The following is a 16,811-nucleotide window of genomic DNA, read 5'->3' as shown; positions in this document are numbered from 1 at the left end:
TGGACGCAAAATGCTAAAAAAGAAAAGTTCGAGGAGTGGTGAGGAACATGTCTGAACAGCAAATAAGGGAAGAGCTGACGAAATATGCCCGCAGAGCAGTTGCTCAAGGGTTGGTGGTAGGACCCGGCGGCAATCTGAGTGCCCGCTCTGGGGGAACGATGCTGTTGTCTCCGAGTGGTTACGCGCTTGAAGATCTGGAGCCTGAAGAATGGATTGCAATTGATATCGAGACAGGGGAGACTCGTGCCGGAGCAACACGCCCTTCCTCTGAAGTCTTGATGCATCTGTACAGCTATCGTGTGAATCCGGATATTCAAGCCATTGTACATACACATCCGGCATATACAATCGCACTCAGTCTCGTTTTCAATGAATTGCCACACTTGTTTCCGGATCAATCCGCATTGGTGGGTGATATCGGATTCGTGCCTTACGTTCTGCCAACGACCAAACTTCTCGCGGATGCAGTCTCAGCAAAGGTAGAGGAACATACGGCACTCATTCTAGTCAATCACGGATTGGTCACAACGGGTAAAAACCTCCGTGAAGCCTATTACCGCACCCAGGTCGTGGAAGAAAGTGCGAAGGTGTATATGATCGCCAAGGCAGCGGGGGAACCCAAAGTGCTTACTGCCGAAGAATACAAGGAAATTCAATCCCTTGAGAGTGAAGCATACCGTGTGCAGTTGCTGCAACAACTCGAGTCCTGAGACCTTATTTGTTCCTTCGTGAGTGTGTTCATGATTCAAAATATTACTTCCATGAGGGCAGTTTGCATCCTCCAGCTAAACGTTGGACTAAAGGATGTAAAATGCTCTTTTTTATTGTTGAATTAGAAAGCATCGAAGGTTGGATTCGTGGCTATCAGCACAAATCCGAACAATGCGTTGTAGTTGGTTTTCTACTGCCTTGGTCCAGGCGTAAGCGGAACAGAACGCGGACTGTTATGCAGCTATCTGAATGGATAGGCACAGGCTACATAAAGCAACTTTTTCCGACAGCTATTGCATATGCTGAAATACCGAGTATAATACTTGGTAAATAGACGAAAAGGGGATGCAATAAACGATGAAAACACATGCTGAATTGAACTCACTTCTTGTTGACGATTATCTGGATCTCCTGAACATTGCGAAACAGCTAGGTGATGACGAATGGAAAGATGCCATTCTGCAAGCATTGAAGGAAGAAGTCGATGCGAATCATCATCTGGATTCAACAGAGGTAAGACAGGATCTATGGAACCAATTTGAAGGCATTAATGAACAGATGCATGATCTGTTAATGCAACTGAAGCATGCGGACAATCCGGAAGAGAAAGAGCAGATTATCGAGATGATATGGGGATTGAAAGTGGACCGTCATGCGATTACACGTAAACTTGAAACGATGAGCCGTGCCAGCGCTGGACGTCAATAAGCTCTAGGTTGATTATACATTGAAAACCCGCGTGTTTCCTGGGAATATCCCTAGGTCACACGCGGGTTTTGTTTTTGGTTCAGTTTTGTTTAATACACTCTAAGTGAGTGTTCAAAAAGTTAGGTTTTCAGTACCGAGAAGATGGGATGAAACTACCTCTCTAAAACTGTTTTGCGAAAGTACGCGCCTGTTCAATGGCTTGTTGCTTGATCTCATCTGTACGATCTTTATATTGATTATGTCCCTCTACAAAGATGCCATCAAGCTTCGGCACACCGAGAAATGACATGATAATGCTTAGATAACGATGACCGGATTCCATCTGAGCCGCTGGGCCTTCGGAATAAATGCCACCGCGTGCTTGAATATGCAGCGCTTTTTTGTCAGACAACAGTCCAACAGGACCTTGTTCTGTATACCGGAATGTTTTGCCGGCCACACAGATAGAGTCCACATATGCCTTCAGAATGGGAGGAAATGAGAAGTTCCACATCGGGGTTACAAAAACATATTTATCTGCTGAGGCAAATTGATCCGACAGTTCATTCAAACGGCTTACTTTCGCCTGCTCTTCCGAAGTCAGGTCACTGCCCGATTGCAGTTTGCCCCAGCCACTGAAGACATCCGCATCGATATGCGGAATATCCGAGCGGTACAGATCGAGGTGAACAACCTCATCGGAAGGGTGACTTTCACGATACGCATCAATAAATGCTTTGCCCGTAGCCATGCTGAAGGAGGTTTCATGATCATGAGGATGGGCAGTAATATACAATAAGGTAGACATGCAGTTCTTCCTCTCTGTGCGATTAATGGTCGAACCAATCTTGGCAATAATGAAGCGACCGCAGTAGTATGCATCGTTTTCCTCGTTTTATACGTCAGAAAGGAATTGAATGGATGGAGCCGATACTGAATTGAATGCTATATAGTAACCAGATACTAAATCCATGTATAATATACAGGACGAGTATTTGTGTTCCAACGATAATAGGGATGAGTGAGATGAGCGCACATGGGAATGGACCTGGAGAAGCAACGATTAAGCATTGAAGCAGCGAAATTGTATTATCAGTCCGATTACAGCCAGCAGGATATTGCTGCAAGATTGGGCGTGTCGCGTCCAACCGTATCAAGGTTACTTCAGTATGCGAAAGATCGGGGATACGTCCGGATTGAAATAATGGACCCGTTGGAGGATATCGATATCATTGCCGGAGAACTCAGGTCGAAATATGATCTGGATACGGCACTTGTGTGTTTTGCCCCGTTGAAGAGTGATGAGGAAATACAGAAGCATATCAGCAAACGAGCAGCAGACTACCTTCAGGAGACGGTTCAGGATGCGGATATTATCGGGGTGACTTGGGGAACAACCATGCATGCCGTAGCACGTCAGCTCCGTCCCAAGCAGGTTAAAGGTGTCGAAGTTGTACAATTGAAGGGGGGAGTAAGCCACTCCCATGTCAATACGTATGCCGCTGAGATTGTACATTTATTCGCTGAAGCTTTCCACACGGTACCAAGGTATTTGCCACTGCCCGTTATTTTCGACAACATTGAAGTGAAGAACATGGTGGAGGCCGATCGGCATATCGGCAGAATTGTAGAACTTGGCAGACAGGCCAATATCGCTTTGTTCACCGTGGGTACTGTGAAAGAAGATGCATTACTGTTCAGGCTCGGTTACTTCAATGAAGAAGAGCAACAATTATTAATGAACTCTGGTGCAGGTGACATTTGTTCACGCTTTTTCGATGCGGAAGGTCAGTTGATCAGTGAAGAGATTAACAGTAGAACCGTCGGTATTGACTTGGCTGAATTGAGAAATAAGGAAAAATCAATCCTGGTCGCCGGGGGCCAACGCAAAATTGAAGCGATTCACGCCGCGCTTAAAGGTCATTATGCGAATATTTTGGTTACGGATCAGTACACAGCCCAGGCATTACTGCGGTTCTAATTTCAAATGGATATGGATGACAACATCTGCCACGTAAAAAGGGCGGATGTTTTGCTTTGTTAGGCAGAAAATATAATGAGGCAAGAACGGTAAGTCAAGGTGTGAACAAAAGTTCAAGTTGATTTTTACATATGTTCATGTTAGTGTAAGGGTATAGAAAATAACTAGTTCAGATAAGGGAGAGATTCAATTGACTACACCACAATTAGCTAAAATGATCGACCATACGTTGCTTCGTGCGGACGCAACGCAAAGTGAAATGGCCAAGTTAACCGAAGAAGCGAAGCAATATCAATTTGCTTCTGTATGTGTTAACCCAGGTTGGGTTGCTTATGCTGCTGAGCAGTTGCAGGGTACTGGCGTAGACATCTGCACCGTTATTGGTTTCCCTCTGGGAGCATCCACAACGGAAACAAAAGCTTTCGAAACCAAGGATGCGATTGCTAAAGGTGCAACTGAAGTCGATATGGTCATCAACATCAGTGCTTTGAAAGATGGCAAGGATGATTATGTTGAACAAGATATTCGTGCTGTCGTTGAAGCGGCTGCGGGTAAAGCTTTGGTGAAAGTTATTATTGAAACTTGTCTGTTGACGGATGATGAGAAAGTACGTGCTTGTCAGGCAGCTGTACGAGCTGGAGCTGATTTTGTTAAAACCTCTACAGGTTTCTCTACAGGTGGAGCAACGCCAGAAGATATCGCTTTGATGCGTCGTACTGTAGGTCCTGATGTTGGCGTTAAAGCTTCCGGTGGTGTACGTAGCCTGGAAGATATGCAGAAAATGATTGAAGCGGGTGCGACTCGGATCGGTGCAAGCTCTGGCGTGAAGATTATGCAGGGCGGTCAATCTACATCTTCTTATTAAGCAAAAGGTTGAACAAGCACAAGCTTATCCAACAAAAGTAATGTTATGTTCTCTGTACTTGAGCGTTCGTCTCAGGTACAGGGAATACAATTTACACTTATATTTTAATTAACGGAACTTATTGTAAGCGCTTCATAAGTTTTCTGAAAGATTACTGTTAAAAATGCTTTAAGCACCCTTTGAGCTGAATTTCACATCCGGCTTAACTACCTTCAAAGGAGAGATCAAATGAAATTTCTAATTGCCATTATCGGCTTACTCGTTGTTTTTGGACTGGCTTATATCGCAAGCAACGGTAAAAAACAGATACGTTACCGGCCGCTGGCTATCATGATTGTTTTGCAAGTTATACTAGCTTATGCTCTGTTGAATACAGGAGTGGGTACTTTTTTAATTGGCGGTTTCGCTACCGTATTTAAAAGTTTACTCGACTATGCGAATGAAGGTATCGCATTTGTATTTGGGGGTTTAACTACCGTAGGTGCAGAGAGCGGGGGGGCGCCCTTCTTCCTGAATGTGTTGATGCCGATTGTTGTCATCTCGGCACTTATTGGGATATTGCAGTATATCCGAATCTTGCCTTTTGTTATAAAATATATTGGTCTGGTATTAAGCAAAATCAACGGAATGGGCAAACTGGAATCATATAACGCGGTTGCTTCGGCTGTACTGGGGCAATCTGAAGTGTTCATTTCTGTGAAAAAACAAATTGGGTTGTTGCCAAAACATCGGCTGTACACCTTGTGTGCTTCGGCGATGTCCACGGTCTCGATGTCCATCGTTGGTGCTTATATGACCATGATCGAGCCGAAATATGTGGTTACAGCTCTTGTACTGAACCTGTTTGGCGGTTTTATCATTGCTTCGATCGTTAACCCTTATCGGGTGACGGAAGAAGAAGATATATTGGAAGTGCAGGATGAAGAGAAACAATCGTTCTTCGAAATGCTCGGCGAGTACATCCTGGATGGATTCAAAGTTGCTATCATCGTAGCTGCGATGTTAATCGGTTTTGTTGCCTTGATTGCCCTTGTTAACGGAGTCTTCAGCTCGGTGCTTGGCATTTCGTTCCAAGAGCTGCTTGGTTATGTGTTTGCACCATTTGCCTTCATCATGGGTGTTCCATGGAAAGAAGCGATTCAGGCAGGAAGTATTATGGCAACCAAAATGGTATCCAACGAATTTGTCGCTATGCTTAATTTGAAGGAGACTGCAATGTCTGCCAGAACAACGGGTATCGTATCCGTCTTCCTCGTGTCGTTCGCCAACTTCTCCTCCATCGGTATCATTGCTGGTGCGGTGAAGGGACTCCATGAGAAGCAAGGTAATGTGGTCGCCCGCTTCGGTCTTAAGCTGCTTTACGGTGCATCGCTTGTCAGCGTGCTGTCAGCGATTATTACTGGACTGTTCTTGTAAGCTGGATTATTTGGAAGGAGTGCTTAGGTTATGTCAACATTTAAAAGAGTACATCTGATTGTTATGGATTCTGTAGGGATCGGCGAAGCGCCGGATGCAGCAGAATTTGATGATTTTGATGTAGATACCTTTGGTCACATTGCACGTGAACGCGGAGGTCTGAACATGCCTCACATGGCCAGTCTCGGACTGTCCAATATCAAAGAAATTGAGGGTGTGCCTGTAGCGGATGCACCTAAAGCGTATTACACCAAGATGCAGGAAGCATCCAGAGGTAAAGACACCATGACAGGTCATTGGGAGCTCATGGGTCTTTATATTGATACACCTTTCCGTGTGTTCGAGAATGGTTTTCCCGATGAGTTGATTCAGCGCATTGAAGAGAAAACGGGCCGGAAGGTCATCGGTAACAAACCGGCAAGTGGCACTGAAATTCTGGATGAACTGGGTGCAGAGCATGTTGAAACTGGCGCGCTCATCGTCTACACATCCGCGGATTCGGTTCTGCAAATTGCAGCACATGAGGACGTTGTTCCACTGAAAGAACTGTATGAGATCTGTGAGTTCTGCCGTGAAATAACACTTGAAGATCCGTACATGCTCGGCCGCATTATTGCCCGTCCATTTGTCGGTGAAGCGGGTAACTGGAAACGTACTGCGAATCGTCATGACTACGCGCTCAAACCTTTTGGTCGTACAGTAATGAATGAACTGCAAGATAGCGGATTTGATGTGATTGCCCTCGGTAAAATCGCAGATATCTATGATGGCGAAGGTGTAACCAAGGCTGTTCGTACCGTTTCTAACATGGATGGCATGGACAAGTTGTCTGAAACGATGGATGAAGCGTTCACTGGACTCAGCTTCCTGAACCTGGTTGACTTTGATGCCCTATATGGTCACCGTCGTGATCCACAAGGGTATGCTCAGGCGCTTGAAGACTATGATGCAAGACTGCCAGAGATTTTTGCCAAAATGACCAACGATGACCTGCTGCTGATTACAGCTGATCATGGTAACGATCCAACTTACCGTGGTACAGATCATACACGTGAATATGTTCCGCTGCTTGCCTACTCTCCGCGCTTCAGCGAGGGCAAACAGCTTGATCTGCGCAGCACTTTTGCTGACCTTGGTGCAACCGTAGCTGAGAACTTTGGCGTGAAAATGCCGGAACACGGCACAAGCTTCCTGAAGGATCTGAAATAGGTTTTTGCTGAAAACTGGATAGGGGATATCGGAGTAGCTCTGCTGCTCCGGTTCCTGCCATCATAATAGACTAAATATATAACTGGAGGAGATTCATTCATGAGTACACATATTGGAGCAAAACCCGGAGATATCGCAGAAACAATCCTATTGCCAGGAGACCCTTTGCGCGCGAAGTATATTGCAGATACGTACCTCGAAGATGTTGTATGTTACAACGAGGTTCGTGGAATGCTTGGTTACACAGGTACATATCAAGGACACCGGATTTCGGTACAAGGTTCAGGGATGGGCATTCCGTCTTTTGCAATCTATGCTAACGAGTTAATCAGTGAATATGGCGTGAAAAACCTAATTCGTGTAGGGACTTGCGGCGGTATGCAGGAGCATGTACGTGTACGTGACGTCATCCTTGCACAAGCAGCATGTACGGATTCCAGCATGAACAAACATGTATTTGGTGGATATGACTTCTCGCCAATCGCTACGTTCTCTCTGCTGAAAGAAGCATATGACCGTGCAACAGCTAAAGGCATGAAGATTCATGTCGGTAACGTGTTCAGCTCCGATTCATTCTACCGTGATGATCGTTCCGTCACTGAGAAATTGATGAAGCACGGCGTACTCGGCGTAGAGATGGAAACAACAGCACTGTACACCATCGCTGCCAAGTTCGGTGTTAACGCACTGACCATCCTGACAGTAAGTGACCACTTGCTGACAGGCGAAGAAACATCTGCCGAAGAGCGTCAAAAAACGTTTAACGACATGATGGTAGTGGCTCTGGACACAGCAATCACACTGTAATTGTTGTATTTTATATTCATCATCATTTGATTTTGATCGAAACTTTTGTTTTAAGCACGGAGTGAAGGAAACGGAATCGATTCTGAAGAAGCGTTAGCGTTCGCCTAAAAGCTTTCTGAAAGAAAGCTGCTTCGGAAGGATACGCTGTCTCGGAGTTTTCTCCATTGTAAAATGGATCAAAAATACTTGGAGACAACAGCGATCATAAGAACGATCCGGGGCCAGAACGGTCTAACTACAAAGTGTTCTATACAATCAATACACACACAAGGAGAGATCATCATGAGAATGGTAGACATTATTGCCAAGAAACGCGACGGAAAAGAACTGACAACAGCTGAGATTGATTTTGTTGTTCAAGGATATACACAAGGAGAGATTCCGGACTATCAAGTCAGCGCATGGGCGATGGCGGTATTCTTCAAAGATATGACAGACAAGGAACGCGCGGATTTGACTATGTCGATGGTGAATTCCGGTGAAACGATTGACCTGTCTGCTATCGAAGGAATCAAAGTAGACAAGCACTCCACAGGAGGAGTGGGTGATACAACAACATTGGTACTCGCTCCGCTCGTTGCTGCGCTTGATGTCCCTGTTGCTAAAATGTCCGGACGTGGACTTGGTCACACGGGTGGTACAACCGACAAGCTTGAATCCGTTGCTGGTTTCCATGTAGAGCTTGAAAAAGAAGAGTTCATTCGTCTCGTCAACGAGCATAAGGTTGCCGTTATCGGACAAAGTGGTAACCTCACGCCAGCTGACAAGAAACTCTATGCTCTGCGTGATGTAACAGCTACCGTTAACTCCATCCCACTGATCGCCAGCTCCATCATGAGCAAGAAAATTGCAGCAGGTGCAGATGCGATTGTATTGGATGTTAAGACGGGTGCAGGTGCATTCATGAAAACAACGGAAGATGCTAAAGAATTGGCACATGCCATGGTTAGCATTGGTAACAATGTTGGACGTAAAACGATGGCGGTTATCTCCGACATGTCCCAACCACTGGGTCTGGCGATTGGTAACGCGCTTGAAGTAAAAGAAGCTATCCTCACCCTGCAAGGTAAAGGCCCGAAAGATCTGGAAGAATTGTGCCTGGCACTTGGACGTCAGATGGTATTCCTTGCTGGTAAGGCAGATTCTTTGGAGCATGCTGAGGAGAAATTGAAAGAAGTGATCCAGAATGGTAAAGCACTGGAGAAATTCAAAGATTTCCTGGCAAACCAAGGCGGAGACGCTTCGGTTGTGGATCATCCAGATCGTTTGCCACAAGCACAATTCCTGGTTGAGGTTCCAGCAGACAAAGACGGCTATGTTGCCGGAATCGTTGCTGACGAAATCGGAACTGCTGCAATGCTGCTGGGCGCGGGCCGTGCAACAAAAGAGTCTGAAATCGATCTCGCGGTTGGTCTGATGCTGAACAAAAAAGTCGGTGACCCAGTCAAAGCTGGTGAGTCCCTCGTAACGATCCATGCGAATCGTGAAGATGTAGCAGATGTCATTGCGAAGATCAAAGAAAACATTACGATTGCGGATCATGCCGATGCTCCTGTATTGGTTCATGATATCGTTACGGAATAATAAACAAATCAGAGCAGATGAAATCTAATCTAATATCTGACTGAACACGAAAGCCCCAGACTATGAAATCCATAGTTTTGGGGCTTTTTTTACTGAAGAAAAAACGGTTACTCACTAGCGATTATTGATTCTTTATTTGTTCATACGCCATCACCGAGTCCGCACTTGTATAAATGTAAGGCGTGGACGGCTCGGATACAGGTGTCACCTTTGTTGCACGAATCTCAATGGTATCTTTGCCATCTACTTGTGCAGAGCCGATGGTGCCATCGATTTGCACCCAGCTGTCAGTAGGGAGATTATTTGCTTCTGGGATGTGAACCATGACGCCGAAGGGAGCAGCATCAGCAGGACAGCACATGACGAGAAATCGTCCGAGTGCAAAATGTGATTCATGATCCATGCTTTTGTCCCGATAAACAAACCCGGATAACGAGATATCTTTGCCTGCAAATTGTCGCTGGAACATATCGATCGTGCCGAGTGTTTCAGAGAAAATTTCAGGATAGACTCGAATGACCTGTTCGGCATACAACTTCTCTGCCAGTTCTGCGAATTCACGGCTGTACTCATCCGGCGGAACGAATTGAACTTTTGCAGACGATGCAGACTGAACAGCCGTTGATGGTTGGGTCAGATCCTGTACATTTAATTTTACTGTTTCAGGTAAAGGCTCTTTACGACGAATCTCCGGAGGAGCATAGGTGAGAGACATGCCTTTTTGACTGGCCATAGAGCTGCCAAGAGCCCGATCAGGTAACAGAAATCCCAGCAACAAGGGAATAGCAATCAGACTATAGACCAACGAGCTACGTAGCAAACCGGAAGGCGGTGGATGTTCACAGTCGCAATGAACCTCGTTTCTGCCGAATAATCCATGCCAAGCCATGATAACAGCAATAAATAAAAAGGGAACAGGGCAGCATAACAGCAATTTTTGCATCGTTGGTGCCAAATAATAATGAAGAGAATCACTCGAATTCAAGTGAATAATGTATACTGCTAACCCGCCGATCCATCCTGCACGGATCAGGTTATGCCATTGGATGAAGTGTGATCTTGGAACAGGAGATTTGGTTATCGTATAAACAGTGTGGTTCATATCATCACCTCATTTCTATATCATAGTCAGGATGAAAGTTCATGGGGTTAACCATTCAGATCATGAAGTATGTTGCTCAACGTTTATACCAGCAGGTTAATCAACCAAGAGCCGACAAAGACGAGTGTGATAATCGCCAGACTTAGACCGATAACAAACCGGGTACGGAAGGTCGAGAGCAGCATAAGCGTGCTTTTAAAATCCAGCATCGGACCTAACACAAGGAAGGATACCAGTGGCCCCAGTGCAAACGTATGGGAGAACGCAGAAGCCACAAAAGCATCCGAAGTGGAGCAGAGAGACAGTACATAAGCAAAGGCCATCATGAACACATAGGAGGCGACAGGACCATTGCCAAGTGAGATCAGATCACTGCGGCTAATGAATGTCTGGATGCAGGCTGTAATCAGGGCACCGATCACCAGATATTTGCTCATATCGACAAATTCATCTCCGGCATGAATGAAGAAGCTGCGCCAGTTTTTCACATGGTTGTGTTCATGAGCATTTGCATGAGCATGAGGTTGAGCCATTTTAAATCCAGGATGCGTCTTGACCTCTGTCACTGCAACTTTTGGCAACCGAAGGGGATTTCGACGAACGAACACATATACCAATCCACCTATGGAAGCTGCCACGGCAAAGGCCAGTCCCATGCGGGCAATGGTAATCTCAGGATGGGAGGGAAAGGCGAGCAAGGTTGCGGTAAATACGATGGGATTCACTACAGGCCCACTCAAGATGAACGTAACTGCGATATAGGCAGGCATGCCTTTGTGCATCAACCTTCTTACGACCGGGATCATGCCACATTCACAGATAGGAAAAATAATACCAAGCAGCCCCGCAACCAGCACACCGCCGATCGGGTTCTTAGGCGTAAGTCTGCGGACCATTTCTTCGGATACGAACCACTGCATGAGCGAAGACAATAACACACCCATGAGCAGAAACGGTGCGGCTTCAAGGAAAATACCTATGAATACGGTTTTCATATTTTGCAAAGCTTCACTGTTCCATGCTTCCTTCAGATCTGGAGCCATCGTGATCAACACGGGAACAAGAAATGCACAAGGGATCAGGAAGGACAGGAGCTTCAGATTGGCTGCCATTTTCATGAAACAGACCTCCACAACTCGGACTTTGCTAAAATATATGCTTGTACGTGCGGCAACATACATCATTCCTGTGTTCTAATCAACATTTTTACGATTAATCAAGATTCTTTATCATAGTAGAGTTGACAATCTAAAGAAAACTGAGGTATAGTTCGGATTGATCATACTTAATAGTAATAATTACGATTAAGGCTACAACTTAAACAGAGTGGAGGAAGTAGAAATGTCAGATCAACAGGTTCAACATCGGGTTCCAGTAACCGTACTTAGTGGATATTTGGGTGCAGGCAAAACGACACTGCTCAATCATGTGCTTCATAATCGCGAGGGAATGCGGGTTGCTGTCATCGTGAATGATCTTAGTGAGGTTAACATCGATGCAGGCTTAATACGAGATGGTGGAGGATTATCACGTATTGATGAAAAGCTGGTAGAGATGTCGAATGGTTGCATCTGCTGCACGTTGCGGGAGGATCTGCTGAAAGAAGTTGAGCGGCTGGCGCTGGATGGTTCTTTTGACTACATATTGATTGAATCCACGGGTATTGGAGAGCCGGTGCCTGTTGCACAGACGTTTACGTATATTGATGAGGAACTCGGCATTGATTTGACGAAATTCACTCGTCTGGACACGATGGTTACGGTTGTTGATGCTGCCCAGTTCTGGCGTGATTTTTATTCCAAAGAAACATTGAAGGACCGTGGACAGGAAGCCGGCGAGGACGATGTTCGAGGAATTGTTCATCTGTTGACGGACCAAGTGGAATTCTGTGATGTGCTGATTTTGAATAAATGTGATCTGGTGTTGGAGGAAGAACTGACAAAGCTTGAAAAGGCGTTACACGCCATGCAGCCGGAAGCCAAGCTCATTCGCACAACACATGGGCAGATTGATCCCAGAGAAATATTGAATACAGGACGTTTTGATTTTGAAAAAGCAAGCCAGTCCGCGGGCTGGATCCGCGAATTGATGAAAGAAGAGCATACACCCGAGACCGAAGAATATGGAATACATTCGTTTGTCTATCATCGTAAACGTCCATTCCACCCGGAACGCTTGCTGCGTTGGATTGCCAAATATCCAGATAGCATCATGCGATCCAAGGGTCTGATGTGGCTGGCGACAAGGAACCATATGGCGATTTCGTTCAGTCATGCAGGGACATCGAAGCAGCTTGCGCCAGCAGGAATATGGGTAGGTGCGATGAGTGAGGAGGAAAGGCAACTTCACTTTGGCGATACATTACCAAACATACCGGATTGGGATGATGAGTGGGGTGACCGGGTGACGAAATTAGTATTTATCGGCATTGATATGGATCGGGCAGAGATTGAACGTACTTTGGATGAGACTCTTCTTACGGAGGAGGAGATGCAATTGAACTGGCGTGAATTGAAAGATCCTTTTCCGGCGTGGAGTTGACAAAAGAAAAGATCTTCAAGTGCAATAGTGCCCCTGAAGATCAATGATGATATTGTATTGAAGGTTTTAGCTAAAGTACAAATCGCCAAAATAAAAATCACCGTTGCCGCTTTTTTGCGGACTAAACACAAAGGTAAGGTACACTCCATAGGAACCCGTCCATCCTTGTGGATAATAAATGGCTTTGAAACTGTGTCTTGTTTTGGTTTTATCATCCATTGCAATCACTTTAAAATCAGCTGATTTCACATTAATCAACTGATCTGCATATTTAGTCAGCGTTTTTTTATCATTTGCTGCAATGATACCTTTGACTGTAGTCTTAAATTTATCTTTCTGGGATTGCTTACCCAGATCAAAAATGTCGATCTCGGGATTTTCAATAACTTTAGCATCTATGTATTTATCAAATTCACTAGTGCTTCCTGTTTTAAGTGCTTTACCATACATTTTGATCAGTGTTAAAGATTCTTTTTGCAATTTGACGATCATCTGAGCGTCAGTTCCAGTCATCTTGATTGAGCCTGAAGTGCTTGAGTTACTTGAACTACTTGGTTTACTTGAATCTTCAGAACCTTTGGCACCTGTACTGCTGTTATTACTACTCGAACTGCTGGGCTTACTGCTTCCTGAATTAGTGATACTTACAACTTTGTTGCTAACATTCAGAGATACGTTGGCTCCGAGTGCTTCGGCTGTGGTACTTACAGGCAAGTATATATCACCGTCATATACCAGAGCATTCAGTTTATCTCCAGCTTCATTCTTGGGTGTCCAAGACAAACCGTTTACTTTAAAGCTAATGTTGCTGTCGAGTGCTGCTTCAATATCTTGAATTCCGTTTGAAGCTGCTACACCCAGGGCACCGAAAGCCAAACTGCATGCTACCAATGACCCAATAAAAGTTGATTTTTTGATCTTCATCTAGTTCCTCCGTAGGTAAAGTGTAATGATACCAAAGCAGTATATCATATGAAATTATAATATGCATACAAAATTTTACTGTAGTAGATATTAAGTTGACAAAAGAAAAGGCATAGGCTAATATCATTAAATAGTAATTATTACGATTAAATAAGAGGAGGAAACAACCATGAGAGTCATTGTAACCTTAGCCTGCACCGAGTGCGGCGATCGCAACTACACAACAACCAAAAATAAGCGTAACCATCCGGAGAGACTTGAGATGAAAAAGTATTCCCCACGTTTGAAGAAAATGACGATCCACCGGGAAACCAGATGAATTTTTTTGTTGTTTTTAAATCGTAAAATTTACGAAAAGAGGGAGCGGCATGATCCTATCTTCCATGCGTGATGTTGTATTTGGATATGGCAAAGAGCCAGTCATTGATCAACTGTCGCTGGATATCCATGTGGGAGAGTTCATTGGCATCACAGGTCCCAATGGTTCTGCCAAAACGACCCTGTTAAAGCTGCTGCTGGGGCTGCTCAAGCCCTGGAGCGGCACGATACATATGAATCCACAGTTGAAACGTGGGAACAACTCCAATATCGGTTATGTGCCCCAGCAGGTGGCATCGTTTAATAGTGGATTCCCCAGCACCGTAATTGAACTGGTTCGGTCAGGGTGTTACACCAAGCTGGGACTATTCCGCAGATTCACAGTAGAGCAGGATGCCATCGTTGAACGCAGTTTGCGTGAAGTTGGCATGTGGGAGTATCGGAATACACGAGTTGGTGAACTGTCCGGTGGACAGAAGCAGAGGATCTGTATCGCGAGAGCGATGGCTGGGCAACCGCAGGTTCTGGTACTGGATGAGCCTACAACAGGAATGGACCGCCACAGTCGTGAAGGATTCTACAATCTGATGCGCCACTATGCTGATGAACATGGGATCACCATTATTATGGTTACTCACGGGCTGGAAGAAATGGGAGATCGATTGGACCGAACGATAACTCTGGAGCGGCAAGAAAGTGAGGAATGGCAGTGTTTGAGTACGAATTCATGCAACGTGCCTTCTGGGCAGGGGGACTGATTGGAGTCATCGCTCCAATTCTCGGAGTCTATCTGATGCTCAGGCGGCAGGTACTAATGGCAGACACGTTATCCCACGTCTCACTCGCAGGGGTTGCGCTCGGTTCAGTCATGAATCTTAACCCGGTCATCTGTGGATTCGCTGTCGCATTGATCGGTGCATTATTGGTTGAACAACTGCGGCGAAGTTATCGAACCTACAGCGAGGTGCCTGTAGCGATCATCATGACTTCGGGGCTGGCCCTTGCTGTGGTGTTAATGAGTCTCCAAACTAATCTGTCGAAGGCATTCAGCTCATACTTATTCGGATCAATTGTCGCAGTTAGCGATATACAGTTGTGGATGATGGCAGGTGTATGTGTGTTTGGTTTACTTTTTTTCATTCTGTTACGCAGACCTTTGTACAGCTTTACCTTTGATGAAGAGACAGCTTCGATAGGGGGTGTTCAGGTGAAAGGATTATCGTTTGCCTTTGCCATTCTGACAGGAATGACTGTAGCTTCAGCCATGCCCATTGTCGGTGTGTTGTTGGTATCAGCTCTCATAGTACTGCCCGCTGCCTTGGCACTGAGAGTGTCTCGAAGTTTTACAGCAGCGATTATTGTCGCGGTAATTACAGGATTAATCGGTATTTTTAGCGGACTCACAACATCTTACCATCTAAATACACCTCCAGGAGGAACAATTGCTCTTATCCTGCTGGTCTTTCTATTGACTGGAATATCAGCGCAAAAGCTGATTGCACGATACAATCGCAAGCGTCACCGCAGAGAAACAAAATCACAGCACGTCATTCGGGTCAACCATTCAAGGAGGAAAACATCACATGAAATTCAGTAAAAAAGCTACGCTCGGATTATTGTTCAGTCTTACACTTATCGTTGCAGGCTGCGGACAACAATCCGCTTCGAATACAAATGCAAGTTCTGCAGGTACCGGTAATACGGCCCCCACAGAGAGTGAAGCTGCCAAACTAAACGTACAAGTCAGCTTCTACCCGATGTACGAGTTCACCAAAAATGTGGCAGGGGATCTGGCAGAGGTGCATACGCTCGTTCCAGCAGGGATGGAGCCTCATGATTGGGAGCCCACACCACAGGACATTGCCAGCATTGAAAAAGCAGATGTACTTGTATACAACGGTGCGGGTATGGAAACATGGATGGATCAGGTCACTGGAAGTTTGAGCAATGCTTCGCTCATTCAGGTGGAGGCAAGCAAAGGCATCAACCTGCTTGAAGGTGGAGAACATGATCACCATCATGGAGATTCTGAGGCAACAGAACACGATCATGACCATGACCATGCGAATGGAGCGACTACAGATGAACACGACCATGATCATGACGCTGAGGCGGAAGAAGGACATGATCACGATCACGGTGGACTGGATCCCCACGTATGGCTGTCACCTGCACTGGCTGTCAAAGAAGTACGTAATATTGAAGCGGGATTGGCACAGGCTGCCCCGGAACATGCTGAACAGTTCAAGAAGAATGCAGATGCCTACGTTGCTCAGCTGGAGTCACTGGATCAAGACTTCAAGTCGGCTGTGGCGGATAGCAAACGCAAGGATTTCATCACACAACACGCTGCATTTGGCTACCTTGCACAGGAATATGGATTGCAACAGGTGCCCATCGCAGGATTGTCTCCGGAACAAGAACCTTCGGCAGCGCAGATGGCATCCGTCATTGACTTTGCAAAAGAGCATCAGGTGAAGACGATTTTCTTCGAAACACTGGTGTCCTCCAAAGTGTCTGAGACGATTGCAAGTGAAGTGGGAGCCAAGACGGCAGTACTGAACCCGATTGAGGGACTCACCGAGAAAGAGATCGCGTCGGGAATGGACTACATTAGTGTGATGAGACAGAATCTGGAGGCTCTAAAACTGGCATTGAACGAATAA

General features: G+C 45.6%; 17 protein-coding genes. 13 read left to right on the top strand and 4 right to left on the bottom strand.

The features are described from left to right. Positions 1-47: 47 nt before the first annotated feature. Together MKX40_RS16955 and MKX40_RS16950 are read left to right on the top strand one after the other, a co-directional pair. Positions 48-710: a class II aldolase/adducin family protein gene (locus tag MKX40_RS16955; RefSeq protein WP_339234253.1), complete on the top strand. Its 663-nt coding sequence runs from the start codon at positions 48-50 to the stop codon at positions 708-710. Positions 711-1,068: 358 nt separating this feature from the next. Then, positions 1,069-1,419: a hypothetical protein gene (locus tag MKX40_RS16950; RefSeq protein WP_339234251.1), complete on the top strand. Its 351-nt coding sequence runs from the start codon at positions 1,069-1,071 to the stop codon at positions 1,417-1,419. A gap of 160 nt (positions 1,420-1,579) precedes the next feature. Here the strand turns inward: MKX40_RS16950 and MKX40_RS16945 are convergent, their stop codons facing one another. Continuing rightward, positions 1,580-2,206 carry an FMN-dependent NADH-azoreductase gene (locus MKX40_RS16945; RefSeq protein ID WP_339234249.1) on the bottom strand — a complete coding sequence of 209 codons (627 nt, stop codon included), beginning with the start codon at positions 2,204-2,206 and terminating at the stop codon, positions 1,580-1,582. Positions 2,207-2,440: 234 nt separating this feature from the next. Here MKX40_RS16945 and MKX40_RS16940 point away from each other — a divergent pair, with 234 nt between their 5' ends. The 6 genes from MKX40_RS16940 (at position 2,441) to MKX40_RS16915 (ending at position 9,260) form a co-directional block, all read left to right on the top strand. Beyond that, complete coding sequence (locus tag MKX40_RS16940) at positions 2,441-3,379, top strand: sugar-binding transcriptional regulator (RefSeq protein ID WP_339243109.1); 939 nt, start codon at positions 2,441-2,443, stop codon at positions 3,377-3,379. A gap of 214 nt (positions 3,380-3,593) precedes the next feature. Beyond that, a complete protein-coding gene (gene deoC / locus MKX40_RS16935) occupies positions 3,594-4,244 on the top strand; it encodes a deoxyribose-phosphate aldolase (RefSeq protein ID WP_339243108.1) in 651 nt (216 codons plus the stop codon). 228 nt (positions 4,245-4,472) lie between these two features. After that, positions 4,473-5,660: a NupC/NupG family nucleoside CNT transporter gene (locus MKX40_RS16930; protein WP_339234246.1), complete on the top strand. Its 1,188-nt coding sequence runs from the start codon at positions 4,473-4,475 to the stop codon at positions 5,658-5,660. Positions 5,661-5,690: 30 nt separating this feature from the next. Further along, on the top strand, positions 5,691-6,869 hold the full coding sequence (deoB, locus tag MKX40_RS16925; protein ID WP_339234244.1) for a phosphopentomutase: 1,179 nt from the start codon (positions 5,691-5,693) through the stop codon (positions 6,867-6,869). A 99-nt stretch (positions 6,870-6,968) separates the two neighbouring features. Further along, positions 6,969-7,676 carry a purine-nucleoside phosphorylase gene (gene deoD / locus MKX40_RS16920; RefSeq protein ID WP_017688193.1) on the top strand — a complete coding sequence of 236 codons (708 nt, stop codon included), beginning with the start codon at positions 6,969-6,971 and terminating at the stop codon, positions 7,674-7,676. A 282-nt stretch (positions 7,677-7,958) separates the two neighbouring features. After that, positions 7,959-9,260 (top strand): pyrimidine-nucleoside phosphorylase, encoded by a 1,302-nt coding sequence (locus tag MKX40_RS16915; RefSeq protein ID WP_339234243.1) that lies wholly within the window; start codon positions 7,959-7,961, stop codon positions 9,258-9,260. Positions 9,261-9,381: 121 nt separating this feature from the next. Here MKX40_RS16915 and MKX40_RS16910 read toward each other — a convergent pair whose 3' ends face one another. Then, positions 9,382-10,362 (bottom strand): TIGR03943 family protein, encoded by a 981-nt coding sequence (locus MKX40_RS16910; RefSeq protein WP_339234241.1) that lies wholly within the window; start codon positions 10,360-10,362, stop codon positions 9,382-9,384. An 83-nt stretch (positions 10,363-10,445) separates the two neighbouring features. Further along, the gene (locus MKX40_RS16905; protein ID WP_339234239.1) at positions 10,446-11,480 is read right to left on the bottom strand and encodes a permease; all 1,035 of its coding nucleotides are present in this window, start codon (positions 11,478-11,480) and stop codon (positions 10,446-10,448) included. 223 nt (positions 11,481-11,703) lie between these two features. On the opposite strand from MKX40_RS16905, the gene MKX40_RS16900 reads away from it, so the two are divergent. Further along, positions 11,704-12,903: a GTP-binding protein gene (locus MKX40_RS16900; protein ID WP_339234237.1), complete on the top strand. Its 1,200-nt coding sequence runs from the start codon at positions 11,704-11,706 to the stop codon at positions 12,901-12,903. A 66-nt stretch (positions 12,904-12,969) separates the two neighbouring features. On the opposite strand, the gene MKX40_RS16895 is transcribed toward MKX40_RS16900, so the two are convergent. Continuing rightward, positions 12,970-13,827, bottom strand: coding sequence for a hypothetical protein (locus MKX40_RS16895; protein ID WP_339234236.1), 858 nt, complete (start codon positions 13,825-13,827; stop codon positions 12,970-12,972). 169 nt (positions 13,828-13,996) lie between these two features. Here MKX40_RS16895 and rpmG point away from each other — a divergent pair, with 169 nt between their 5' ends. From rpmG to MKX40_RS16875, 4 genes are read left to right on the top strand one after another with little or no spacing between them, the layout of a single operon-like run. Then, the gene (rpmG, locus tag MKX40_RS16890) at positions 13,997-14,146 is read left to right on the top strand and encodes a 50S ribosomal protein L33 (RefSeq protein ID WP_036613813.1); all 150 of its coding nucleotides are present in this window, start codon (positions 13,997-13,999) and stop codon (positions 14,144-14,146) included. Positions 14,147-14,195: 49 nt separating this feature from the next. After that, entirely contained in the window at positions 14,196-14,903 is a 708-nt protein-coding gene (locus MKX40_RS16885) for a metal ABC transporter ATP-binding protein (protein ID WP_339234234.1), read from the top strand. Further along, the gene (locus MKX40_RS16880; RefSeq protein WP_339234231.1) at positions 14,849-15,742 is read left to right on the top strand and encodes a metal ABC transporter permease; all 894 of its coding nucleotides are present in this window, start codon (positions 14,849-14,851) and stop codon (positions 15,740-15,742) included. Before MKX40_RS16885 ends, MKX40_RS16880 begins: the two co-directional genes overlap by 55 nt. After that, positions 15,729-16,811: a metal ABC transporter substrate-binding protein gene (locus MKX40_RS16875; protein ID WP_339234229.1), complete on the top strand. Its 1,083-nt coding sequence runs from the start codon at positions 15,729-15,731 to the stop codon at positions 16,809-16,811. The genes MKX40_RS16880 and MKX40_RS16875 overlap by 14 nt, the downstream gene beginning before the upstream one ends.

The sequence above is a fragment of the Paenibacillus sp. FSL R5-0517 genome, assembly GCF_037974355.1.
Lineage (GTDB): Bacteria > Bacillota > Bacilli > Paenibacillales > Paenibacillaceae > Paenibacillus.
Note: the sequence above shows the minus strand (reverse complement) of the source record. Positions and strands in the feature narration are given on the sequence as shown.